This window comes from Pseudonocardia sp. N23 (genome assembly GCF_002583555.1).
Classification (GTDB): Bacteria; Actinomycetota; Actinomycetes; order Mycobacteriales; family Pseudonocardiaceae; genus Pseudonocardia.
This window is the reverse complement of the sequence record NZ_BEGX01000019.1, coordinates 1-22,911: the sequence shown is the minus strand read 5'-3', so window position 1 is coordinate 22,911 and position 22,911 is coordinate 1. Positions and strand designations below refer to the sequence as shown.

The window sequence follows — 22,911 nt, the reverse complement described above, 5'->3', positions numbered from 1 at the left end:
GGTGCTCGGCGAAGTTGTCGGCGTCCTGGGCGGTCTTCGGCAGCGCCCCGACGTTGACGGTGCCCTCCCCGACGGCGGCGAGGTAGGCCTTCTACCACCACTTCTCCTCGAAGGAGGAGATCCTCTACGAGGTCTGCCCGTCGGTGACGCGGGAGCCCGTCGAGGAGAACCTCCCCCTGCTCGACGCCGCGGGGAGGGCACCGCCGAACGGCTCACCGCGCTCGTCGGGGCGCACATCCGGCACCTGCTGCGCCGGCGCGTCGAGTTCCTGGTGGGGCTGCACGAGCGGTCGTCGCTCACCCCCGACCACCGCGCTGAGATCGACGGCTACCTGCACTTCTACAACCGCCGGGTCCGCGACGTCCTCGCCGCGGGCATGCGTGGCGGCGAGTTCCGCGAGCTGAACCCCTCGCCGGCCGCACTCGGCCTGCTCGACATGCTCAACGGCGTCAGCAGCTGGATCCGGGGCGAGGAGGACGCGGACACCGACGAAGTGGTCGAGACCTACACCGCCATGCTGTTCGACGGTCTCGGCGACCGCGATCGGCGACCGACCTGACCGGTGCTCCCCGTGCGTGGTCAGGGCTGACAGGACGGTGCGAGGTCGTCGCCCTCGACGAGGTCGTGGGAGGCGTACAGCCACCGCTCGAAGCCCGGTGCAGCAGCCGCAGGAACGCGTTGGTCATGCGGACGCGAACATGTTCGTCCCGTGGACGAAGCGGAGGTCGTCGGCGTCGGCGGCGGGGCGTGCGGGCGATGGACCCGGAGGCCGATTAGTTTCGGGAGCCGTCGGTGTCTTCCCTTCGACGAGCAGACGGAGGAGGCACCGGTGAGCGGTATCGAGGTCTTGGTGGCGGGAGCCGGCATCGCGGGTCCGGCGCTGGCCCACTGGCTGCGGCGGCGGGGCGCCGAGGTGACCGTGGTCGAGCGGACTCCCGGGCTGCGCCCCGGCGGGCAGGCGGTGGACGCGCGCGGCGTGTCCAAGGAGATCATCAAGCGGATGGGGCTGGACGCGGCGGTACGCGCAGCCTGCACCGACACCGCGGGCGCCTACACGGTGGACGTCGACGGGAACGTCCTGGAGACCTACCGCGCCGACGACGACGGCGGCGACGGGTACATCTCGGAGATCGAGATCCTGCGCGGGGACCTGGCGCAGGTGCTCTACGACGACACGAAGGACGGCGTCGAGTACCTCTTCGGCGACCGGATCGCCGAGCTCACCCAGGACGGCGACGTGGTCGACGTGACGTTCGCGGGCGGTGAGAAGCGGCGCTTCGACCTGGTGATCGGGGCGGACGGGCTGCACTCGTCGGTGCGGTCGATGGTGTTCGGCCCGCGTGAGCAGTTCATCCGCCACCTCGGGCTGGTGCTGGCCTTCTACACCGTGCCCAACGAGTTCGGGCTCGACCGCTGGCTGATCGACTACCAGGACTCCGGGCGTTCGGCCGGTCTGCGGCCCGTCAAGGACGCCACCAGGGCGATCGCGATGCTCTCGTTCCCCGCGGCCGACTTCGACGTCGACCACCGCGACGTCGAGGCCCAGAAGCGCGTCCTGCGTGAGCGGATGGCCGGCTTCGGATGGCAGACCCAGCGCATCCTCGACCACCTCGACGACACCCCGGACTTCTACCTCGACCAGGTCGCGCAGGTCGTGATGGACCGATGGTCCAGCGGGCGGGTGGGGCTGCTCGGGGACGCGGCGTACAGCTCGTCGCCGATGTCCGGGGGTGGGACCGGACTGGCCCTGGTCGGTGCGTACCTGCTGGCCGGGGAGCTGGCTGCCGCCGACTGGGACCCGGAGGCCGGCTTCGCGGCCTACGAGGAGCTGATGCGTCCGTTCGTCGAAGCCAACCAGGAGATCGGCAGGATGCACGTGACCAGCCTCGAGGCTCCCGCTCCGGACGCGGGCTCGCCCCCGGAGCCGGACATGGAGGCGCTCATGGCGCTGGTGCAGCGCGCGATCAACGGCGTGGAGCTTCCCGACTACGCGGGGGTGCCGGACTCCGGACCGTCGATCACCTCGGCGGCCACGCAGTAGGTCTCCGGCTCCGGTACGGAGGGTGCGCCCGCCGTCCGATCCACGGCCCTGCGCCGGCCGGGCACGATGTCCCGACGATCCACACGTTGTCCCTCGACGTCCAGGACGCCTCCGTCGAGGGAGAACGTGCCGGAGGTGACGACGTCGTCGACGGGGCTCCTCAGGGCACCACCGAGGAGCGGGCGCTGCTCTCCCACGACGACGAGCACGCGGACGACCACGGGCACGGGCACGGTCACGGGCACTGACCGTCGCCCACGGGATCGGCCGGACCACACCGGCCGGTCCCGTCGGCACCGTTCCTCCCGGGCTCAGCCCGTACGGTCGGAGAGCGCGGTGGCGATGCGTGCCTCGCGCGCCCGGACCGCGTCGCTGGTCGACGCGGGGAAGACGGGAGAGGCGGGGTCGACGACCTCGTCCCAGCGGGTGAGGAGATCCTCGGGCCCGAGGTCGGTCGCGACGACGCCGGCCGTCTCCGCCCAGACGACGCGCGCGAACCGGCCGAGCCCGGCGCTGAGGGTCTCGCCCGTGCAGGGGCAGGACTCGTGCGCCAGCGCCAGCAGCATCGGCGTTGCCCGTTCGGGATCCCGCGTCGGGTCCGGCACGTGGTCCGGCGCCAGGGGCGGCAGCCCCGACTGCCGGCGGAACAGCGGATCGGTCACCATCCTCGTGTCGGCGGCCGGCGCGATCATGTTGACCAGGACGCCGCGGGTCCGGCCCGCGTCCGCCAGCGAGCGGCCCAGCGACACGCAGGCTCCCTTCGCGGTGGCGTAGGAGATCAGGTGCTCGCCGCCGAACATGCCGACCGACGTCGTCAGCACGACGCGGCCGTACCCCTGTGCGACCAGGTGGGGCCATGCCGCCCGGGTGACGTTGAAGGCGCCGACGACGTGCACGTCGAGGTGGCGCCGCAGGTCGGCGGCCGTGAGCTCGGGCAGCGCGCCCGGGACGAGGATCCCGGCGTTGTTCACGACGATGTCGACGCGCCCCCACGCCTCGACGGCCGTGGTGACGATCGACGCCGCGCCCTCCTCCGACACCACGTCGGAGTCGTCGGCCAGCGCCGCGCCGCCGGCCGCCGTGATCTCGGATGCGACCGCGGCCGCCGGTGCGGCGTCGGTGCCGTCACCGAACAGACTGCCGCCCAGGTCGTTGACCACGACCCGGGCGCCGCGCGCGGCCAGCGCGAGCGCGTAGGCGCGCCCGAGCCCTCGCCCGGCGCCGGTCACGACGGCCACTCGATCGTCGAACCGCAGCGGTTCGGATGATGACGTCGGGTTCATCCCCGCAGGCTCTCCGCAGGACGCGGATTCGTCAACGCGGTCCATGCGGCCGTCTCCACGATCTCGGACGGGCCGGGACGTCGCGGGCACCGACCTGTGGCGCGACGTGGCCCGGCTGACCGACGCCCTCGGCGCCGCCGCCACCCCACGGGCCGCGCTCGACCGGCTCGACTCGTTCGTCGCCGAGGCGGCCGGCGAGCCGGACCCGCTCGTGGACGAGGCCGTCCGGAACCTCATGCCGTGGCGGAGCGGCGGACCGGCCGCGCTGCCCGAGCTGCTGTCGATCTCCGAGCGCCAGCTGCGGCGCCGGGTCCGGGCCGCGGTCGGAGTCGGCCCCAAGGAGCTGCAGCGGACCCTGCGGCTGCAGCGCTTCCTCGCCGGTGTCCGGGCGCCGATCGCCACGCAGGGCGCCGTCGATCTCGCCCGGTGGGCCGTCGAGGCCGGCTATCACGACCACCCTGCTGCCCGACGGCGGACCGCACTCCGTCCCGGTGATGATCGACGTCGAGGGCGACCGTCTCGCGTTCTTCACCTCACCGGCCTCCCGCAAGGGCCGCAACCTCGACGCCGACGACCGCATCGCGACCTCCGTGACCGACCGGGAGAACCTGACGCGCAGCGCGCTCGTCCGCGGCCGTGTCGTCGCCCGCGTCGACGGTGACGCCGGCTGGGCGATCGTCGACCGCACCTTCGCCAAGTACACCGGCGGGCCCTGCCCCCGCGGTGAGGCCCGCGAGGCGTTCCTCGTGGAACCGACCCACGTCGTGGTCCCGACGTTCGGCTGAGCGGGGCCGGAAGGGGCAGGGTCGGATGATGGCCGTCGATCGACGACGATCGGCACGAACCCACCTGGTGCGCGGGCGCCCGGTCCGGCAACGGCGACGCCGCGGGGTCCCGCCCGGCGCTACGGCACCCGCGGCTGGTGGGCAGGGCACCAGTACGAGGTGCGTCCGCCGACCGTCGAGGTCGACAGGAGGATCCCGTCGCGGGGGCACCGGCCGCCGCGGTGCCGATGTGGGACGAGAGGCAGCGTGTGGACCCCACCCTTGCGCAATGCCTCGTCGACGGCGGATCCGACGGCCTCGAACAGCCGGTGCCGGTCCTCGCCGAGCAGCGACCCGACCGGGCGGGCCGGGTTCAGCCGGGCCCGCCAGAGGATCTCGTCGGCCAGCAGGTTGCCGATGCCGGCGACGGCGTGCTGGTCGAGCAGCCGAGCCTTGACCGGCGTCCGGCCGGCGCGGACCACCGACAGGAACTGCTCCTCGGAGACGCCGGCGGCGTCGGGTCCCAGCTCGTCGACAGGTGGGTCGAGCCGGATCCGGCCCAGCCGTCGCGGGTCGATCAGGTACAGGGTTCCGCCGTCGGCGAAGGTCAGCGAGAAGCGCGAGAACCGGTAGTCCCCCGCCTGCCGCCCGAACTCCCAGTCGTCGCCGCCGTCGACCTCGGTCCCGTCCACGTCGGCGACGACGATCTTGCCCGACATGCCCAGGTGCATACCGATGACGTCGCCGGAGCCGAGGTCGCACCACATCGACTTGCCCCGGCGGTGTGCGGCGGTGAGGGTCGAGCCGGTGAGCGCGGCGCGCAGCTCTCCCGGCGGGTGCGGCCGGCACACGTAGGAGTCGGAGTCGTCGACGTCGGCGATGCGACGGCCCAGGGCCGACCGTTCGACGACCGCCCGCGCCGACTCCACCTCGGGCAGCTCGGGCATGCGCACTCTCCGCTCCGGGGCGACGACGTCGATCACTGCGGGCACAGGTGACAACACAGGAACTCTCCCGGCAACTGCCGAGCTCGACATGCGTCCCGGTTGTGAGCGCTGCCGGTCCTCCTAGGCGTCGGGCCGGCCGTCCGCCTCGAGGTGGGCACGCCATTCCGGGGTCGCGGTACCGAGGGTGACCGCGTGGGTCAGGCGCAGCGTCGATGCCAGCCAGAGCAGGATGTCGTGCAGTCGCAGCCGGGTCGGCCGGGCGTCGCCCACCAGCGCTGCGACGGACTGCTCCAGCTGGGCGAACGCCTCCGCGTTGGCCCGCAGCTCACGCCGCACGACGGCCTCGACGCCGCTGTCCCCCTCGTGGGAGTGCGGCAGCAGGGCCCTGCGGGTGGACCGGGTCAGGTGCGGGATCAGCGCCGGGTGGCGGTGGTGCAGGATCGCCCGCACGTGGGCCGGATGGGCGCCGCCGGCCTGGTCGATGTCGCGGAAGGCGGCGCCGACGGTGCCCGGCTCGCCGAGGACGGAGAGCTCGTCGTCGTCCAGCTCCCACAGGGCCGACCCGCGGGCGCGCGCGACGGCCGCCGAGGCCGGGGCGGCGACGCGGGCGACGGCGTCGCGGACGTCCGCCCAGCCGGTCCGGTCGAGCCTCCCGTGCAGCCCCTCGCCGAGCAGGACGTCGTCGTCGCCGTTCGGGCCGGTCTCGAGGGTGTCGAACCGCGTCCAGCCGAAGGCGGGCAGCTCCACCCAGCGGCCCTGCGGCCAGACGAACGGGAACCACGCGGGCCGGCAGCCGCGGGCGTAGCCGAGGACCGCGGCGACCGCGGTGTCCAGGGGGATCGGGTCGGGCCCGGTCCCGGGCAGCTCGAGAGCCAGACTCGTCGTCCGCCCCGCTGCGCCCGCCACGCGCCCATCCTGCCCGAGCCGGCGCGTCCGGACAGCCGGGTCCGGGAAGTTTCGCGCGCAGGCCGGTGAGTCCCGGCGCCGCCCGGAGTCCTCACCTCTCGAACCGATCCACCGGACCGAGGAGCGCACCATGACCGCCACCTACACGCTGCACTGACCGGCTCGGCGCGGTTCGCGACGTAGCGGCGTCTCAGATCCCGCGGCGGAGGCGGGCGAGCTCCTCCAGCACCTCCGACACGCTCTCGGTGTCCACGACCAGGTAGCCGGAAGCCGTCGTCGTCGACCCGTCCTCGTTCATCACGGTGACGGCGACGTCGCCCTCCCGGAGATGCCGTGGCCCCTCGTCGACGCTGATCCGGACCATGGCGTCGGCGTCGGCGCGCAACGTGCCGACGTCCTGCGGCATGACGTGGCGCAGGCCGCCCTTCGTCCCGGACAGGCGCATCAGCTGGGCGACGTCGTCGGGGTCGCGGCGCGACACGACCGCGACCGTGGTGTGGGCCAGCGCGAGCAGGATGTTGAGCGACTCGGAGGACAGCTGCTCGGCGCGGGCGTCGTCCGGGTCGCCGAGGTCGGGGGCCAGTACGCCGTCGAAGTCGCAGGCGACGAGCAGCTCCGGGGCTGCGGCGACGCGGTCGAGGGCGCGCCACAGCTCGTCGAGATCGTCCATCGTCAGGTCCTTCCGTGCGGTTCGTCGGTGTCCGGCTCGTCGGTGCGTCGGTCCACCGTCGTCGGCGGGCCCGGTCGTCCTGCTCCCACCGCGGTGTTCCGCGTTCGCCCAGGCCGTGTTCGGCTTCGCCGACCCGGCGGCGGGCGGCGTCGAGCACGTCGGCGTCCCCGGCCCGTTTCGCGGACCGCACCGCCGACCGGGCGGCGCCCAGGTGGCTCTGCGGCCGCGCGCGGGCGTCGTCGGGGAGCGCCGGGTCGGTGGCTCGCCAACGACGCCCGTCGACGACGAGCCACCGGCCGTCCGGTGTCCGATCGGGAGGCACAGGCCCATCATGCGCGACGACGGTCCCGTCGGCAGGAACGGCGCAGCCGGTCACCTCGACGCACGCCGAGTTCGACGTGGGCCCGGTTCCGGGGCCGGTCGGGCAGCTGAGGTCGAGCTCGGCAGGTGGCCGCGGTCTCCGAACAGCAGAGTGCGCGCCGGAGGGCGAAGCCCTGGCCGTCCGGCGCGCACTGGTCGGGCGGCCGGGCGGTGACGCGAGGCCCCCCACGGGCCCTGCGCCACCGGTGCGCGAGACCGGTTCCGTCGGCCCCCCACGGGCCCCGGTTCCGATCCTGTCGCGACGTTCGGCTTGTTCGTCCGATGAGACGAACTTTGCCCGATTAGGGCCGTTGGCGACAGCGGGTTTCCCCCCGGTCCGCGGGGGAGAACCCCACCTCGCCGGTCGACCGGTCCGGCGGCTCGACAGGCCGGGCGGCTCTCAGTCTCGACGCAGCAGGTGCTCGACCCGGGTGTCCAACTCATCGGTGCGGGCGTTCAGCACGGCGAGCTCGGCGTCGTCCACGGCGTCACAGCACCGACGTGCGGAGCCGCCGGCTCGGTGACGACGAAGGCGCGCAGCGGTGCCCGGTCCACCCGCAGGTGGAGATCATCGGGATCGCGATCCTGTAGCCGATGAGCGGTGCGGTGGCGAGCTCGCGTACGGACGCCCGGCTCATCGTCGTGTGTGGCCGGCGATGCCGATCGTCGGATGCTCGTGCGCCGCGCGGGCTGTGCGGCGACGTGCGGCGGCACCGTACGTCGGGTAGGCCCGGCCGATGGCCCACAGCTCGGCTGCGACGACGGCGACCACGATCGTGAACCCCAGGCACGCGAATGCGATCGCGATGTCCTCCCACATGTCTCCTCCTCTAAGTATCGTACTACGATACTTCTGCACCGTGCCACGATGCAACAGCGACATGGCACAGTCGGACCGTGTCCCGCCTGACGCACACCGACTACGCGAATCTCCTGCGCTTCCGCACCGCGCTGCGACGGTTCGACAGCTGGAGCCAGGAACAGGCCGGCAAGGTGGGGCTGACCCACGCCCAGCACCAGCTGCTGCTCGCGGTGAAGGGCCACGACGACCCGCGCGGGCCGACCATGAGCGAGGCCGCGGACTACCTGAACGTCCGTCACCACAGCGTCGTCGGCCTCGCCGACCGGGCGGAGGCCGCGGGCGTCCTGCACCGGGTCCGCGACGACGACGACGGCCGTACGGTGCGCCTGCGCCTCACGGCTGCGGGCGAACAACGCATCGCACGGCTCAGCGAGCTGCACCTGGCCGAGCTCTCCCGGCTCGAGCCGATGCTGCGCCACCTCGTCGCCGGACCGGAGGGCACACCACCCCTCTGATCGTGCGCCGGCAGCTCCGCGATCCCGCCGGCACCGCACGTACGGCACCGCACCCTCCGCGCGAGTCCTGGATCCCGGCTCAGCGCGAGAGGTGAGGCCGCGGCGAACGCCGTCGACCACGCGTATCCGCCTGACGTCGACGGGACCTACGACGTGCGGGTGACGCTGCGGTCCGGCGGCGCGGTGCACGTCGTCGTGACCGACCACGGGACCTGGCGGCCCGTCCCGCGGAGAAGGGGTACCGGGCCGCGGCCTCGACCTCATCCGCACGCTCGGCCACGAGGTCGACGTCCGGTCGGGTGCCGACGGGGACCGTCATCGAGTTCGTGGTGCTCCCGGAGGAGATGGCGACGGCCCCCGCGCCGGCGCGTCCCGACGCCGCCCCCGGCCGTCCCGCAGCTGAAGGTCGTGCGGGAGGAGGGTCTGCTGCGGCTGGCGGTCAGCGGCGAGGTGACCGGCTCCACCTCGATCTCGACGGTGTGGGCCACCTGGCCGGAGCGGGCGTCGGCATGCTCGTGGACCCGGACCGCCGGGCCGCCGACCGTTCGGTCCGCCTCGGTTTGGGTGCACTGCCGGGCGGATCGAGCGGGACGCAGGCTGACCGGGTGCCGGCGTCGCTACCGACCCTCGGGCGTCGCGGGGGCGGCCCGGTCGGCGGGCAGTTCCACGGTCACGCGGAGCCCTCCACCGGTGCGTGGGGCCAGGGTGAGGACACCGTCGTGGGCGTGGGTGATGCTGCGGACGATGGCCAGGCCGAGGCCGACTCCCGCGTCGTGGCCGCGGACGCGGTCGGTGCCGCGCCGGAACGGCTCGACGAGGGTGGGCACCAGCTCGGGGGCGAGCCGTTCACCGCTGTTCTCGACGGTGAGCAGCACCGTTCCGGACCGGACCTCGGTCCCGACGCGGACGGTGCCGGGCCCGTTGCGGGGGACCGCGTCGCCGGCGAGGTTGTGGACGATCGCGTTGTGCACGAGGTTCGTGGTCAGCTGCAGCAGGAGCGCCTGCGAACCGGTGACGGGAGCGGGGCCGCAGGCCGTCGTGATCGTGGCGCCGCGGCCCTCGGCGAGCGGCAGGAGGCTCTCGGTCGCCTCCTCGACCAGCAACGACAGGTCGACGCGTTCCCGGGCGAAGGTCCGCCGGTCGGCGCGGCCGAGGAGCAGCAGCGCCTCCGTCAGCGCGATCGCCCGGGCGTTGACGGTGTGGAGGCGGTCGATGAGCTCGCCGGAGTCGTGTCCCGGATCGGCGCGGGCGACGTCGAGCAGTGCCTGCGTGGTCGCCAGCGGAGTGCGCAGCTCGTGGGAGGCGTTGGCGGCGAACCGTCGCTGCTCGGCGACGTGCGCCTCGAGCTGCGCGACCATCGCGTCGAAGGCGTCGGCGAGCTCGCGGAACTCGTCGTTGCGTCCCGGCAGCCGGATGCGGTGCGAGAGCGACCCGGCCGCGACGGACCGGGTGGCGTCGGTGATACGGGTCAGCGGGGCGAGCATGTGGCCGGCGAGCAGCCACCCGCCGACGAGGCCGAACACGAGCAGGAACGCCAGTACCGCGAACGCGGCGACGCCGAAGATCTTCGGCCCGAAGTTCCCGGGCTGGAAGACGCGCGGGAGATCGGTGAGATCGGGGACGAGGTTGCGCAGCCGCACGTCGCGCAGCAGGAAGGCCCACACCGCCGTGAGCAGCAGGACGCCGGCGAGCATCAGGAACCCGGCGTAGCTGAGGGTGAGCCTGAGCCGGACGCTGGTCCCAGGGGTCCTGGTCACGGCTCGCCTCCCGGGTCGATGCGGTAGCCGACCCCGGGCACGGTGGCGATGACCCACGGTTCGCCGAGCCGCTTGCGCAGCGCCGAGACGGTGATGCGGACGGCGTTGGTGAAGGGGTCGGCGTTCTCGTCCCAGGCCCGTTCCAGCAGCTGCTCGGCGCTGACGATCCCGCCGTCGGCGGCGACCAGCACCTCCAGCACGGCGAACTGCTTGCGGGTGAGGGCGACGTAGCGGTCGTCGCGGTAGACCTCGCGCCGGAACGGGTCCAGCCGCAGTCCGGCGATCTCCCGCACCGGCGGGCGGCTGTGGGAGCGGCGGCGGTCGAGCGCCCGCAGCCGCAGGACCAGCTCGCGCAGCGCGAACGGCTTCGTGAGGTAGTCGTCGGCGCCGAGCTCGAAGCCGGAGGCCTTGTCGTCGAGCCGGTCGGCCGCGGTGAGCATCAGAATCGGCATCCCGCTGCCGGAGGCGACGATGTGCTCGGCGATATCGTCGCCGGACGGGCCGGGGATGTCGCGGTCGAGGACGGCGATGTCGTAGGTCGTGACGCTCAGCTGCGCCAGGGCCGTGTGGCCGTCACCGGCGATGTCGGCGGCGATCGCCTCCAGCCGCAGGCCGTCGCGGATGGCCTCCGCCAGCAGCGGTTCGTCCTCGACGATCAGCACACGCACCCGTCCGACGCTACCGACGGCGGGATATCGGCGACGTATCGAACTGCGCATACGGGCCTGCAACGCCCGGGCCGGTGGACTGCGGAGCGTGACCCGATCCCCGACAGCGGCCCGGACCACGGGCGCCCTGCTCATCGGCGGCCTGCTGGCCGTCGCGGCGGCCTTCCTCCTCCTGTCGCCGACCTCGCCCCCTGCGTCCCCACCCCGCGTCGAGCGGCCCACCGAGCAGTCCGGCGGGTGGCGTGGCGCGCTCCCCGGCCCGGCCGACGGCGTCGTTCCCGACGGCGTCACCGTGTTCGACGACGTCCCGGCCGTGTCGAACCTCGACCCGGACCTGCTCGGGGCGCTGCGCCGGGCCGCGCGGGACGCCGCGGGCGACGGCATCGGGTTCGCCGTCAACAGCGGCTGGCGGTCCCCGGCCTACCAGGAGCAGCTGCTGCGCGAGGCCGTCGCGCAGCACGGGTCGCAGGCCGAGGCGGCCCGCTGGGTCGCGACGGTGGCGACGTCCCCGCACGTGTCGGGCGACGCCGTCGACCTCGGGGGTGCCGAGGCGACGGCATGGTTGGCCGAGAACGGCGCCACGTACGGGCTGTGCCGCGTATACCGCAACGAGCCGTGGCACTACGAGCTGCACGCCGACGCCGCCGACCGTGGCTGCCCCCGGATGTACGCCGACCCCACCCAGGACCCGAGGATGGCGCAGTGACCGTCGAGGACCGTGTGCGGCCGCAGGCCGCGGGGACCTGGCGGCGGGGAAGGCTGCTCGCCGCCGCGGCGCTGCTGCTGGGGCTGGTCATGGCCGCGCACAGCGCGGTCCCGAACGCGATCGGGAACGTCGGCAGCCTGGTGGAGACGTTCCTTCCCTGGCTCGGGCTGGGCGTCCCGCTGCTGCTGGCCGGTGCGCTGCTGCGGCGCTCCGCCACGGCGGCGGTCGCGGTGCTGGTGCCGGTCGTCGCGTGGGCGAGCCTGTTCGGCGGGCTGCTCGTGGACAAGTCCCGGCCGGGCGGCGACCTCACGGTGGCGAGCCACAACGTCGGCGCCGCCGACACCGACCCGGCGGGCACCGCGCGCGACCTGGCCGCCTCGGGTGCCGACGTGCTGGCGCTGCAGGAGCTGACCCCGCAGGCCCGCGGCACCTACGAGAGGATCCTCGCTGACGCCTACCCGCACCACGTGGTGATCGGCACGGTCGGGCTCTGGAGCAGGCTGCCGCTGTCGGACGCGCGGCCCGTCGACGTCGCGCTCGACCACTCGACCCGCGCGCTGCGCACCACGGTGGACACGGATCGCGGCCCGCTGGCGGTGTACGTCGCGCACCTGGGCTCGGTGCGGCTGTTCCCGCGCAACGGCTTCTGGACCGAGAGCCGTGACGCGGGTGTCCAGGGGCTCGACGCGGTGCTGGCCGCCGAGCCCGCCGAGCGGGTCGTCCTGCTCGGCGATCTCAACGGCACCATGGACGACCGCGCGTTCGACAGCCTCACCGCGCGGCTGCAGCCGGTGCAGGCCGCCGCCGGCGCCGGTTTCGGGTTCACCTGGCCGGCGTCGTTCCCCGTCGTCCGGTCCGACCAGATCCTGGTCCGCGGCCTCACACCGAGTAGCGCGTGGGTGTTGCCGCCCACCGGTTCCGACCATCGCCCGGTGGCTGCGAGGGTCGGCTGGTGACCGCCCCCGTCAGAGCGTCCGCAGGTAGCACTCGCGTGCGAGCGGGGCCAGAACATCGACGTCCGCGGCGTCGGCCGAGAGGTGGCCCGGCGCATGGGCATCGAGGACGCGATCCGGGACGCGGCCACCGGCGAGACGGGCCGTCGCGCGGGCCCGTCGGCTCCGCGCCGTCCGAGGAAGTGGACCGGCGGCGGGCACGTGCGGACGACACCCGGCGAGCGGGCACGATGTCGGCATGACGGGGACGGCCGAGGGGGTCACGGCAGCGGTGCGGCTGGCGCGGCGGGCGTTCGTGGCGGGCGAGCGCGTCGACCTCAACCGGCTGTCCGCGGAGCTCGGTGTGGACCGTACGACGGTGTTCCGCTGGGTCGGCAACCGCGACCAGCTGATCGGCACCGTGCTGGTCTCGCTGGCCGATCCGACGCTGCGCGCGGTGGCCGAGCGGACCGGTGGGAGCGGCCCCGAACGCGTCGGGAGGATCATGGGCGAGTTCTCCCGGGCCGTGATCGAGGCGCCGTACTACCGGGCGTTCCTGCGCCGGGAGACCGAGCGGGCGCTGCGGCTGATCACGACGCAGGCCGGTCCGGTGCAGGGTCACGTCGTCGCCGCGGTGCGGGAGCTGGTCGAGACGGAGCTCGAGCGCAGCGGCCGGGCGCCGACGATGCCGTCCGCGGACCTGGCGTACCTGGTGACCCGGATCGCGGAGTCGTTCATCTACACGGACCTGATCAGCGGCGAGGAGCCGGACGCGGACAAGGCGGAGGCCGCGGTGACGGCGTTGCTGCGGGGGGCGTCCCGGGCCCGTTGACGGAACGGGCCGTTGACAGGGTGCGCCCGGCGGGGGCACGGTGATGCAACATTTCTCTGATCTGTGGCAAAGGTTGCCGAAGGGCGACTACCCGCCGCAGTACCAGCCGTTGTTCCCCGAGGTCGTGATCGAGGGCGAGGACTGCCTCAACGTCAACGTGTGGACGCCCGACCCGGGCGCCGGCGGGCTGCCGGTGCTGGTCTGGATCCACGGCGGCTCGTTCATGAACGGGTCCAACTCGGTCGCGGAGTACGACGGCTCCGCGTTCGCCCGCGACGGCGTCGTGGTCGTCGCCGTCAACTACCGGCTCGCGGCCGAGGGGTTCCTGTTCCTCGACGACGGCGTCGCGAACCTCGGTCTGCAGGACCAGGTCGCGGCGCTGGAGTGGGTGCGCGACAACGTCTCCGCGTTCGGCGGCGACCCGGACCGGGTGACGGTGGCCGGTGAGTCCGCGGGTGCCATGAGCGTGACGACGTTGACGGTCATGCCCTCGGCGCGGGGACTGTTCCGCAGGGCGATCACGCAGTCCGGCGCGTGGGCGCACACTCTCACCCCGGAGCTCGGCCGCACGGTCGGGACGCTGCTCGCCGAGGCGCTCGGCGTACCCGCGACCCGGGAGGCGATCGCCGGGGTGCCGCTGCCGCAGCTGGTGCAGGCGGCGTCGGACCTCGTCGTCGAGGTGCAGACGGCGCCCGACCCGCAGAAATGGGGCAGCATCGCGATGAGCCTGCTGCCCTTCGCGCCGGTCGTCGACGGCACCGTGCTGCCCGAGCACCCGCTGGAGGCCGCCCGGGCCGGCCGGTCCGCCCCCGTCGACCTGCTGACCGGCTGGAACCGCGACGAGGCCCGGCTGTTCCTCGTCGCCGCGGGCACGATCGGCCTGGTCGACGAGCCGACCCTGCTCGGCGGTGCCGGGGCCTACGGCCTCGGTCCGGGCGGGGTGGCCGCCTACCGGAAGGCGCGGCCCGGGGCGAGCCCGGGCGACGTGCTGGCGGCCGTCGTCAGCGACTGGTTCTTCGGCATCCCCGCGCTGCGCTACGCGGAGGCCCGGGTGGCCGCCGGCACCGCGACGACCTGGGTCTACCGCTTCGACCATCCCGGTCCCGACGTCAACGCCGGCCTGGGCGCGTGCCACGGCGCCGAGATCCCGTTCGTCTTCGGGACGGCCGACGACGAGAGCGTGCGCACACGGATCGGCCCGGACCCGTCGCCCGCGGTGACGGAGGCGGCGCACGGGGCGTGGACGGCGTTCGTCACCCACGGCGACCCGGGCTGGGACGCCTACGTCCTCGACCGGCGCACCACCGGGCTGATCGCGGAGAAGGCCGAGGGCATCGCCGACCCCAACCGAGCGGAACGGCTGCTCTGGGAGGGTGTCCGCTGACAGAACCCGCTGGTCAGCCGGGCAACGGTACGAACCGGCGCAGCTTGCCCGTCGCCGCGTGCCGCGGGATCCGGTCGGCGACGTCCACCCGGATCACCGGGTCGGCCAGCCCGTGCGGCCGGACGGACCCGACCAGCGCGGCCGCGACCGCCGCGACGTCGGGGGTGCCGACGACCAGCACGTCCGCCCCACCCGGCGTCTGTCGCACCTGGTACTCCGAGATCGCCGGGTCGGTGCCGAGCACGTAGCGGAACGCCGAGGCCGGGACCGCCGCGCCGGGGTAGTGGAAGTCGTCGTCGCGGCGCCCGGCGATCGCGGCGACCCGCGGCATCGCACTGCCGCACGGGCACCGGCCGGGCAGCAGCGTGACCTCGTCGCCGAGGTCGTAGCGCAGGAACGGGAAGTCGCGGCCGGCCAGCCCCGTCGCCAGCGTGCGCTCGGCCGGCTCGTCGGGGGCGACCGGGCGGCCGTCGCCGTCGACGCGTTCGAGGATCACCTCGTCGGCGCAGATGTGCAGGCCCTCGCCCTCGCCGCAGCCGACGGCCTGGACGCCGATCTCCGTCGACCCCCACAGGTTGTGGACGGGTGCACCCCACGCGGCGGCGATGGCGTCGCGGTCGTCGTCGGTGAGCGGTTCGGAGTTGGTGCTGACGCGGACGGGGGCGATGTCGAGCCGGCCCGCGACGACCTCCCGGGCGAGCCGGCCGATCACCGACGCGTACCCGACCAGATGGGTCGGCCGCGCGCCGCCCACCGCGGCCCGCACCTCCTCGAACGGTGCGGCCGCGGGGACGACGACCGTCGCCATCGACGGGTCGGTCGCGACGTCGAACAGCGGGGTGCTGGCGTGCGGCGGCCCGCCCGCCTCCAGCACCACCAGCGTCGACGGGCCCGACCGGCCGGCGCGCCGGTCGGCGCGGACCTGCCAGCGCCACGCCAGGCAGGCCAGCGTGACGAACTGGTCCCAGCCCCACACGTACACGCCGCGCACGCCCGTCGAGCCGCCGGAGCTGAACACCTGCAGCCCGTCGGGGGAGTAGGAGAACCACTCCTGACGGGTCAGCACGTCCTCGGCGCCGGCGCGGTCGATGCGGGGGGTGGTGACGATCTCGTCCCACCGGTCCTGCGCGTCGCGCTTGAGCATCGGTGGCAGCCGGGCCAGGTCGTCGACGGTCGCGGTGGCCGGGTCCAGGTCGGACAGCCGGGCGGCGTGGAACGGGGACCGCTCGCGGGCGTAGGCCAGGAGCGCGCGCAGCCGCTGGGTCCGGTAGGCCTCGATGCGGTCGGGCGACCAGTCGAGCCGGGCGACGTGGTCCTCCAGCGCGGCTCGGACCACTGCCAGGTGGGAGCCACGCAACCGTTCGTAGGCCACCCTCGGGTCGGTCATCCGCCCAGTCTGGCCCGGCACGGCACAGCGGTCGAGATCCGTTTCCCTCTGTTTCAACGTATAGCGCACAGGGGGTCTTGCGGCAAGACCCCGTCGGTGGCGCAGACTCTGCGACTCGAAAGACCGCAATCGACGTCATGGCGGGGGAACGCATCACCATGGATTTGTCGCACGACCGTTTCGTGCTGGATTTCGAGGAGATTCACGGGAGCGGGGTCGCGGTGGTCGGCGGCAAGGCCGCGAACCTGGGGGAGCTCATGCGGGTGGACGGTGTCCACGTGCCACCCGGGTACTGCGTGACCACGCACGCGTTCCGACGGGTGCTGGCCCACGCGCCCGCGCTCGACGGGTTGCTCGACGCGCTGTCGCACCTGGACCCGGCGGACCGGGACCCGGTCGCCGGACTCAGCGCGGAGGTCCGCGCGACCGTGGAGAGGTTGCCGATCCCCGATGACCTGGCCGCCGAGCTGACCCGGCCGTTGGCCCGGCTGGGCGAGGGCACCGCCGTCGCCGTCCGGTCCAGCGCGACCGCCGAGGACCTGCCGACGGCGTCGTTCGCGGGCCAGCAGGACTCCTACCTCAACGTCGTCGGTCCCGCGGCGGTCCTGGACCACATCCGGTCGTGCTGGGCGTCGCTGTTCACCGAGCGGGCGGTGACCTACCGGCTGCGCAACGACGTCGACCACCGCCGGGTCGCGATGGCGGTCGTCGTGCAGGCGATGGTGTTCCCGCAGGTGTCGGGCGTCCTGTTCACGGCCGACCCCGTCACGTCCGACCGGACGGTCGTGCGGGTGGAGGCCGTCCCGGGTCTCGGCGAGGCGCTGGTGTCCGGCCTGGTCGACGCCGACGCCTGGACGGTGCGTGCCGGCGAGGTCGTCGACAGCGCCATCGCCACGAAGAAGGTCGCCGTCGTCGCGTCACCGGGGGGCGGGACGGAGGCGGAGCAGGTCGGGCCCGAGCTGCAGGACGCGGCGACGCTCACCGACGGGCAGGTGGTGGCACTCGCGCAGCTGGGCCGTCGCATCGAGGTGCACTTCGGCCGCCCGCAGGACATCGAGTGGTGCCTGGCCGGTGGGGAGGTCCGGATCGTCCAGAGCAGGCCGATCACGACGCTGTACCCCGTGCCGCCGAACGAGGACGGCGGCAACCACGTCTACGTGTCGGTCGGGCACCAGCAGATGATGACCGACGCGATGACGCCGCTGGGGCTGTCGGTGTGGCAGCTGACCACGCCGCGGCCCATGGCCGAGGCGGGTGGGCGGCTGTTCGTCGACGTCACCGGCCATGTGGCGTCGCAGGCGGGCCGTACCGTCCTCCTCGACACGATGACGACGTCGGACCCGCTGCTCGGGGACGCGCTGCGGACCGTCCTCGACCGCGACGACTTCCTGGCCGCCCCGTCGCCGGGTGGATCGGCCGCCCCGCTCGCCGGCGCGTTCGACCCGATCGACGCCGACCCGGCGCTGGTCGAGGACCTGATCGCGGGGAGCCGGGAATCCCTGGCCGCGGTCGCCCGCGACATCGGCGAGCACCACGGTGCCGATCTGTTCGACTTCGTCCTGGAGGACTTCCAGGAGCTGCGCAGGCTGCTGTTCGACCGCCGCAGCCACCAGGTGTTCATGACCGCGATGGATGCCGCGCAGTGGATCAACGACCGGATGCGCACCTGGCTCGGTGAGGAGAACGCCGCCGACACCCTCACCCGGTCCGTCCCGCACAACATCACCTCGGAGATGGGGCTCGCGCTGCTCGACGTCGCCGACGTGGTCCGCGCGCACCCGGCGGCGGTCGCGCACCTGCGGGCCGGTGGCGACGACGTCCTGGACCGGCTGTCCGAGGTCGCGGGCGGCGAGGAGGTCCGCGACGCGATCCGCGGCTACCTCGACGAGTACGGCATGCGCTGCGTCGGCGAGATCGACATCAGCCGGCCACGGTGGAGCGAACAGCCCGCCGCGCTCGTCCCCGTGATCCTCGGCAACGTCGACACCTTCGCACCCGGCGAGAGCCGGCGGCGTTTCGACGAGGGCAGGCGGGACGCCGCGGCGAAGGAGCAGGAGCTGCTCGCGCGAATCCGGGAACTGCCCGGCGGGGAGCAGAAGACCGTCGAGACGAAAGCGATGATCGACCGGCTCCGGACATTCATCGGATATCGCGAGTATCCCAAGTACGGCATGGTGAGCCGCTATTTCCTGTACAAGAACGCACTGCTCGCCGAGGCCGACCGCCTGGTGCTCGACGGCGTCCTGGACGACCGTGAGGATGCCGTCCACCTCCGGTTCCAGGAGCTCCACGAGGTCGTGCGCACGGGCCGGGCCGACCGCGAGCTGATCCGCAGGCGCCGCGAGGACCAGGCCTTCTTCCGGACGCTCACCCCGCCGCGGGTGCTCACGTCCGACGGCGAGACCGTCGCCGGGGCGTACCGGCGCGAGGACCTGCCCGCGGGTGCGCTGCCCGGGCTCGCCGTGTCCGCCGGGACCGTCGAGGGCCGCGCCCGCGTCGTGCTCACGATGGCCGACGCCGACGTCGAGCCAGGCGACATCCTGGTCACCGCCTACACCGACCCCAGCTGGTCGCCGCTGTTCGTGACGATCGCCGGCCTGGTGACCGAGGTCGGCGGTCTGATGACCCACGGCGCGGTGGTCGCCCGCGAGTACGGGCTGCCCGCCGTCGTGGGGGTGCAGGACGCCACCCGGCTCGTCAAGGACGGACAGCGGATCCGGGTGAACGGGACCAGTGGCCACGTCGAGATGCTGGAGGGTCCGTAGTACTCAGCGGCACGGCCCGGACGCCCGGCGTGGGGCCGGGTCGTCGAGGGCAGGCGACCGGTGCGCGACGCCGTGCGACTCCTCGCAGTGGTCGTCGACCCCGGGTTCCGAGTGGTCGACCTGCAGCGTCGTGTGCCGCAGCCCGTGGGTGCGGAGGATGTCCTCGACGGCCTTCTGTACCTGGTGGCAGTCGTCCTCCGGGCGGACCATGACGTGCGCCGACAGCGCCGCCTCACCGGAGGTGATCTCCCACAGGTGCAGGTCGTGCACCTCGGCGACACCCGGCACCGAGACGAGCTCGGCGCCGAGGGCCTCGGGGTCGGTCCCGCGGGGGGCCGCCTCGAGGAAGATGAGGCCCGACTCGCGCACCAGCGCCCACCCGGCCTTGACCATCAGGGCGGCGACGACCAGCGCGGCGATCGCGTCGGCCCGGGTGAAGCCGGTGGTCACGAGGACGAGGCCCGCGATCGCCGTCGCGACGAACGCGAAGAGGTCGTTGAGGATGTGCTGGAAGGCGCCCTCGACGTTGAGGCTCGAACGGTTGGCCCGGCTGATGCACCACGTCGCCGCCACGTTGACGACGATCCCGACCAGCGCGGTGACGAGGACGAGCCCGCCCTCGACCGGCGGGGGATCGATGAGCCGGGTGATCCCCTCGTAGACGAACCACACGGCCAGCAGCAGCAGCGTGATGCCGTTGGCCTGGGCGGAGAGGATCTCGGCGCGACGCAGCCCGTAGGTGTAGCCGCCCGCTGCGGGCCTGGCGGCGAGCCGGATCGCGACGAGGGCGAGCACGATCGACACGGCGTCGGTGAGCATGTGCGCCGAGTCGGACAGCAGGGCCAGCGAGCCGGCGATGAGGCCGACGACGAACTCGGCGACCATGAACACCGAGATCAGGACGAGTGCGATGGTCAGCCAGCGCCGGTCGGCGTCGGCGGACAACCCGTGCCCGTGCCCGTGCCCGTGGCCGGTGTCGTGACGATCGCTCACGACCACAACCTATTGCGACATGCGCATAAGTGCAAGCGAGGCGCCGGCGTCAGGGCCCACCCCGCCGAGCCGCCCGCGCGGTGTTCCACCGGTAGATCATCAGGACCACGACGGCGGCGGCGACGATACCGACCAGGTTGACCAGCAGCTGCAGCGCGGACTGCCCGGCGCGGGCGTACTGGCCCTCGACCAGCGCGACCGCGAAGAATCCCGCCGCGGGCACCGTCGTCACCGAGATGAACACGCCGACCAGCGCGGCGGCCTTCGCCGAGTTCAGGGCGACCATCCCCGCTGCCCCCGCCAGCAGGGCGACGATCAGCGAGAACGGCCCGACCTGGTAGACGAAGTCGGTCTGGTCGAGGTGGTCGAGGGTCGTCGGGAACAGGCCGGCGGCGTCGAACACGACGGCCGCGAGCGCGGTGACGCCCATCGCCAGCGGGAAGCCGGCGGCCAGCGCGAGCCCGCCCCGGCGGACCAGGTCCCGGCGGCGCAGCACCACGCCGACCGCGACCGCCGCCAACGGGCCGAACTCCGGCCCCAGCACCATCGCGCCCACCACGGTCACCGGCGAGTTCGTGACCGCGCCGATCGCGGCGAGCAGGCACGCGATCGTGAGGAAGGCCTGGAAGCTCACCGACAGCCGCGACTCCTCGCCGGTGCGTTCGACGAGCTCGTCCCAGACGATCGCGTCGGACGGGTCGCCCGGCACCGCCTCCTCGGCGGCGTCGGCCGCGTCCGAGAGCGTCGTGTCGACCGTCTCGAGCGTGATCCCGCCGGCGGCCTCGATGCCGAGGTCGGCGAGCCGACCCAGCAACGCGTCGACGGCCTCGCGGGTCACGTCGGCCTCGACGAGGTCACCGGGAGGCTGCAGCGCGACCCCCGCGTGCAGGGTCACATGGGTGGCGCCGGGCTCGTCGAGCAGCAGCCTGCGCACGTCGCCGGTGCGTGCCGGAGGCGAGATCACCCGTAGGTGGAGCATGCCGACCGCCCTCCGCCCGCCTCGCGCGGACGGAGGTCATTGTCGTGACCGGACCCGCGACCGTCCCGGGGACGCGCCGGGAGTCACCTCACCAGGTGGGCGGCGGGTCCGGGTGGCGACTCGTGACGATCACGGACCCGCCCCGCGGTCCGCACCCGTGACGCACGCGTCGTCACCGCAGGGGCAACGGCGCGAAGACATGGTCGCGCCAGACCCGCCGCGACTCCGTCTCCGGGTACGGCACGACCGCCGGCTCGGTGTCGAAGAGCTGCACGAGCCCGTCGTCGTCGAACACCGGCCAACCGGGGTCGCCGTGGGTGGCGAATGCGACCCAGGCCGCGCGCATCGCCGCCGACACCTGCCCGGCGGTGGCGACGTCCCCGATCAGCGACGCCGGCCGCCCGCGGGTCAGGTTGCCGAAGACGAGCGGCACGTCGAGACCGTGGCAGGCGCCGAGGGTGCCGCCCCAGGTCAGCTCGTAGACGTGCGCCCGCGCCGCCCGCTCGGCCAGGTGCAGCGACGGCATCCGGAACATCCAGTCCGACAGCACCAGGTCGTACAGCCGGTCCGGGTCCCCTTCCTCGTAGGGCCCCGGCGCGTACCGCTCCTCCGCCGCGGCGACGTCCGCCGGGTCGACCTCGCCGAACACGACGAACAGCCTGTTCTCGTCGCGGGTGTGCCCGACCAGGAGGTCGACGTCGTGACGCACCTGCCACGGCGACGCGGGCAGGACGTCGCCGTCGACGACCGGGGAGAACAGGATGGACCGGTACGCCGCCGGTCCCCAGCGGTCCACGTGCGCGCCCGCCTTCGCGATGACCTCGTCGGACGCCGCGACCAGGAGTTCGGGGTCGACGTCGGCGAGGTCGGCCGTCGTCGCGCGCAGCCCGATCTCGGCGGCGAAGGCCGAGCCGATGTCGCGGGCCAGCTCGGGGGTGAACGTCGTCCCCTGCACGCTCTGCGCGACGGCCCGGCCGAACAGCCCGGCCGCCCGCGGCATCGTCAGCAGCGCGGCGACCGATCCGCCGCCCGCCGACTGCCCGAACACGGTGACGCGCGCGGGATCCCCGCCGAAGGCACCGATGTTCTCCTGTACCCACTTCAGGACCGCGACCTGGTCGAGCAGACCGCGGTTGTCCGGCGCACCCTCGACGTGCGCGAACCCCTCGACGCCCACGCGATGGTTGGCGGTGACGAGCACGACGCCGTCGCGGGCGAGCCGGGCACCGTCGTACTCCGGGAGGTCGGCGGCACCGATCGTGTACGCGCCGCCGTGGATCCAGACCATCACCGGCAGACCCGCGCCGGGGCCCGGGTCGGGTGCCCAGACGTTGAGCGTGAGCCAGTCGGTGTCACCGGCGACGAAGGCACGACCGCCCGTGCCCGCGGGCTGCGGCGGCGGGGGACCGAACGTCGTCGCCTCCCGGACGCCGTCCCACGGCCGGGGCGGCGCGGGCGCCGCGAAGCGCAGGTCGCCGACGGGCGGCGCCGCGAACGGGATGCCGCGGAACACCGCGACGCCCGCCTCGTCGGTACCCCGAACCCGCCCGGCCGACGTCCGCGTCTCGGTCACGCGGCGAGGCTAGGCGTACCGGCGCCCGCGGCACGACGCTTTTCTACGCGTCGGGGCAGTCCCGGTCGAGGCGTAGACGACGGCGTGCGCCACGAGCTCGCGGACGTCGTCGGGGCCGATGCGCCGGCCCGTGGCGACGGAGAGCGAGGTGACCGCGGCGTCCTGCAGTCCGCACTGCACGATCGAGTCGAAGGCGGCGAGGTCGGGATCGCAGTCGAGGGCGAACCCGTGCTGGGTGACGGAGCCGGTCATCCGCACGCCGATCGCGGCGATCTCGGCGGCGGGCTGTCCGGCACGGCCGGGCACCCGGACGCCGCAGCGGCCGGTGATGCGGTGGGCGCCGACGACGCCGGAGCGGCGGCAGACGTCGACGAGTGCCGCCTCCAGCCGGGCGACGTACCCGGGCGCAGCCAGCCGGTCGCGCAGCGCGATGACGGGATGGGCACGAGCTTGCAGGTGAGCGCGGCGCTCATCGGGCGACTCCCGTCGGGGTGAGCAGGGAGCGGGCCTCCTGGGCCGCGGCACCCTCGGCGGCGAGGTGCACCAGCGTCGGGGTCAGCTCCTCACCACGTGCTGCGATCGTCTGGGCGTAGAGCCGTCCGGCGCGGTAGGAGGAGCGCACCAGCGGCCCGGCCATCACACCTGCG

At 73.8% G+C, this 22,911-nt stretch carries 23 protein-coding genes and 1 pseudogene; 11 read left to right on the top strand and 13 right to left on the bottom strand.

Annotated features, from left to right (window positions below):
* Nucleotide 1 precedes the first annotated feature (1 nt).
* The 3 genes from TOK_RS32425 (at nt 2) to TOK_RS32420 (ending at nt 2,289) form a co-directional block, all read left to right on the top strand.
* Nucleotides 2-559 carry a hypothetical protein gene (locus TOK_RS32425; RefSeq protein WP_216361880.1) on the top strand — a complete coding sequence of 186 codons (558 nt, stop codon included), beginning with the start codon at nt 2-4 and terminating at the stop codon, nt 557-559.
* Between the two features lie 270 nt (nt 560-829).
* Entirely contained in the window at nt 830-2,041 is a 1,212-nt protein-coding gene (locus tag TOK_RS06945; protein ID WP_172457451.1) for an FAD-dependent monooxygenase, read from the top strand.
* Nucleotides 2,042-2,127: 86 nt separating this feature from the next.
* On the top strand, nt 2,128-2,289 hold the full coding sequence (locus TOK_RS32420) for a hypothetical protein (protein ID WP_172457450.1): 162 nt from the start codon (nt 2,128-2,130) through the stop codon (nt 2,287-2,289).
* A 63-nt stretch (nt 2,290-2,352) separates the two neighbouring features.
* Here TOK_RS32420 and TOK_RS06935 read toward each other — a convergent pair whose 3' ends face one another.
* Together TOK_RS06935 and TOK_RS32415 are read right to left on the bottom strand one after the other, a co-directional pair.
* Nucleotides 2,353-3,270: an SDR family NAD(P)-dependent oxidoreductase gene (locus TOK_RS06935; protein ID WP_172457449.1), complete on the bottom strand. Its 918-nt coding sequence runs from the start codon at nt 3,268-3,270 to the stop codon at nt 2,353-2,355.
* Between the two features lie 85 nt (nt 3,271-3,355).
* Nucleotides 3,356-3,775, bottom strand: coding sequence for a hypothetical protein (locus TOK_RS32415; RefSeq protein ID WP_172457448.1), 420 nt, complete (start codon nt 3,773-3,775; stop codon nt 3,356-3,358).
* A 43-nt stretch (nt 3,776-3,818) separates the two neighbouring features.
* On the opposite strand from TOK_RS32415, the gene TOK_RS06930 reads away from it, so the two are divergent.
* A complete protein-coding gene (locus TOK_RS06930; protein ID WP_098956971.1) occupies nt 3,819-4,109 on the top strand; it encodes a pyridoxamine 5'-phosphate oxidase family protein in 291 nt (96 codons plus the stop codon).
* Nucleotides 4,110-4,228: 119 nt separating this feature from the next.
* Here the strand turns inward: TOK_RS06930 and TOK_RS06925 are convergent, their stop codons facing one another.
* The 4 genes from TOK_RS06925 to TOK_RS06905 all read right to left on the bottom strand — a co-directional run bounded on the left by TOK_RS06925 (nt 4,229) and on the right by TOK_RS06905 (nt 7,791).
* Nucleotides 4,229-5,035, bottom strand: a complete 807-nt coding sequence (locus TOK_RS06925; protein ID WP_098957009.1) for an Fpg/Nei family DNA glycosylase — start codon at nt 5,033-5,035, stop codon at nt 4,229-4,231.
* A 120-nt stretch (nt 5,036-5,155) separates the two neighbouring features.
* The gene (locus TOK_RS06920) at nt 5,156-5,941 is read right to left on the bottom strand and encodes a hypothetical protein (protein ID WP_098956970.1); all 786 of its coding nucleotides are present in this window, start codon (nt 5,939-5,941) and stop codon (nt 5,156-5,158) included.
* Nucleotides 5,942-6,131: 190 nt separating this feature from the next.
* Nucleotides 6,132-6,611: a hypothetical protein gene (locus TOK_RS06915; protein ID WP_098956969.1), complete on the bottom strand. Its 480-nt coding sequence runs from the start codon at nt 6,609-6,611 to the stop codon at nt 6,132-6,134.
* Between the two features lie 994 nt (nt 6,612-7,605).
* Nucleotides 7,606-7,791 (bottom strand): hypothetical protein, encoded by a 186-nt coding sequence (locus tag TOK_RS06905; protein ID WP_098956968.1) that lies wholly within the window; start codon nt 7,789-7,791, stop codon nt 7,606-7,608.
* Between the two features lie 77 nt (nt 7,792-7,868).
* On the opposite strand from TOK_RS06905, the gene TOK_RS06900 reads away from it, so the two are divergent.
* Together TOK_RS06900 and TOK_RS35260 are read left to right on the top strand one after the other, a co-directional pair.
* Nucleotides 7,869-8,288 carry a MarR family winged helix-turn-helix transcriptional regulator gene (locus tag TOK_RS06900; RefSeq protein ID WP_216361879.1) on the top strand — a complete coding sequence of 140 codons (420 nt, stop codon included), beginning with the start codon at nt 7,869-7,871 and terminating at the stop codon, nt 8,286-8,288.
* A 21-nt stretch (nt 8,289-8,309) separates the two neighbouring features.
* Nucleotides 8,310-8,528: pseudogene (locus TOK_RS35260) on the top strand (ATP-binding protein); the annotation flags it as partial.
* 377 nt (nt 8,529-8,905) lie between these two features.
* Here TOK_RS35260 and TOK_RS06895 read toward each other — a convergent pair.
* Both TOK_RS06895 and TOK_RS06890 read right to left on the bottom strand, forming a co-directional pair.
* Nucleotides 8,906-10,045, bottom strand: coding sequence for a HAMP domain-containing sensor histidine kinase (locus tag TOK_RS06895; RefSeq protein ID WP_098956967.1), 1,140 nt, complete (start codon nt 10,043-10,045; stop codon nt 8,906-8,908).
* Nucleotides 10,042-10,713: a response regulator transcription factor gene (locus TOK_RS06890; RefSeq protein ID WP_098956966.1), complete on the bottom strand. Its 672-nt coding sequence runs from the start codon at nt 10,711-10,713 to the stop codon at nt 10,042-10,044. Before TOK_RS06890 ends, TOK_RS06895 begins: the two co-directional genes overlap by 4 nt.
* A gap of 88 nt (nt 10,714-10,801) precedes the next feature.
* Between TOK_RS06890 and TOK_RS06885 the strand changes: the two genes are divergently transcribed.
* The 4 genes from TOK_RS06885 (at nt 10,802) to TOK_RS06870 (ending at nt 14,567) form a co-directional block, all read left to right on the top strand.
* A complete protein-coding gene (locus tag TOK_RS06885; RefSeq protein WP_253258228.1) occupies nt 10,802-11,419 on the top strand; it encodes a D-alanyl-D-alanine carboxypeptidase family protein in 618 nt (205 codons plus the stop codon).
* Complete coding sequence (locus TOK_RS06880; RefSeq protein ID WP_253258227.1) at nt 11,416-12,375, top strand: endonuclease/exonuclease/phosphatase family protein; 960 nt, start codon at nt 11,416-11,418, stop codon at nt 12,373-12,375. Before TOK_RS06885 ends, TOK_RS06880 begins: the two co-directional genes overlap by 4 nt.
* Nucleotides 12,376-12,610: 235 nt before the next feature.
* Nucleotides 12,611-13,183, top strand: a complete 573-nt coding sequence (locus tag TOK_RS06875) for a QsdR family transcriptional regulator (RefSeq protein WP_098956964.1) — start codon at nt 12,611-12,613, stop codon at nt 13,181-13,183.
* 73 nt (nt 13,184-13,256) lie between these two features.
* Complete coding sequence (locus TOK_RS06870) at nt 13,257-14,567, top strand: carboxylesterase/lipase family protein (RefSeq protein ID WP_253258226.1); 1,311 nt, start codon at nt 13,257-13,259, stop codon at nt 14,565-14,567.
* Nucleotides 14,568-14,580: 13 nt separating this feature from the next.
* Here the strand turns inward: TOK_RS06870 and TOK_RS06865 are convergent, their stop codons facing one another.
* Nucleotides 14,581-15,954, bottom strand: a complete 1,374-nt coding sequence (locus TOK_RS06865) for a phenylacetate--CoA ligase family protein (protein ID WP_098956963.1) — start codon at nt 15,952-15,954, stop codon at nt 14,581-14,583.
* Nucleotides 15,955-16,112: 158 nt separating this feature from the next.
* Here TOK_RS06865 and rph point away from each other — a divergent pair, with 158 nt between their 5' ends.
* Nucleotides 16,113-18,719 (top strand): rifamycin-inactivating phosphotransferase, encoded by a 2,607-nt coding sequence (rph, locus tag TOK_RS06860; protein WP_098957006.1) that lies wholly within the window; start codon nt 16,113-16,115, stop codon nt 18,717-18,719.
* Between the two features lie 3 nt (nt 18,720-18,722).
* Here rph and TOK_RS06855 read toward each other — a convergent pair whose 3' ends face one another.
* From TOK_RS06855 to TOK_RS31515, 4 genes are all read right to left on the bottom strand, one after another.
* Nucleotides 18,723-19,712, bottom strand: coding sequence for a cation diffusion facilitator family transporter (locus tag TOK_RS06855; RefSeq protein WP_216361878.1), 990 nt, complete (start codon nt 19,710-19,712; stop codon nt 18,723-18,725).
* Nucleotides 19,713-19,761: 49 nt separating this feature from the next.
* Nucleotides 19,762-20,691: a DUF389 domain-containing protein gene (locus tag TOK_RS06850; RefSeq protein ID WP_098956961.1), complete on the bottom strand. Its 930-nt coding sequence runs from the start codon at nt 20,689-20,691 to the stop codon at nt 19,762-19,764.
* A gap of 172 nt (nt 20,692-20,863) precedes the next feature.
* Nucleotides 20,864-22,264 carry a carboxylesterase/lipase family protein gene (locus tag TOK_RS06845; protein WP_098956960.1) on the bottom strand — a complete coding sequence of 467 codons (1,401 nt, stop codon included), beginning with the start codon at nt 22,262-22,264 and terminating at the stop codon, nt 20,864-20,866.
* Nucleotides 22,265-22,273: 9 nt separating this feature from the next.
* The gene (locus tag TOK_RS31515) at nt 22,274-22,789 is read right to left on the bottom strand and encodes a hypothetical protein (RefSeq protein WP_141566289.1); all 516 of its coding nucleotides are present in this window, start codon (nt 22,787-22,789) and stop codon (nt 22,274-22,276) included.
* Between the last annotated feature and the right edge of the window lie 122 nt (nt 22,790-22,911).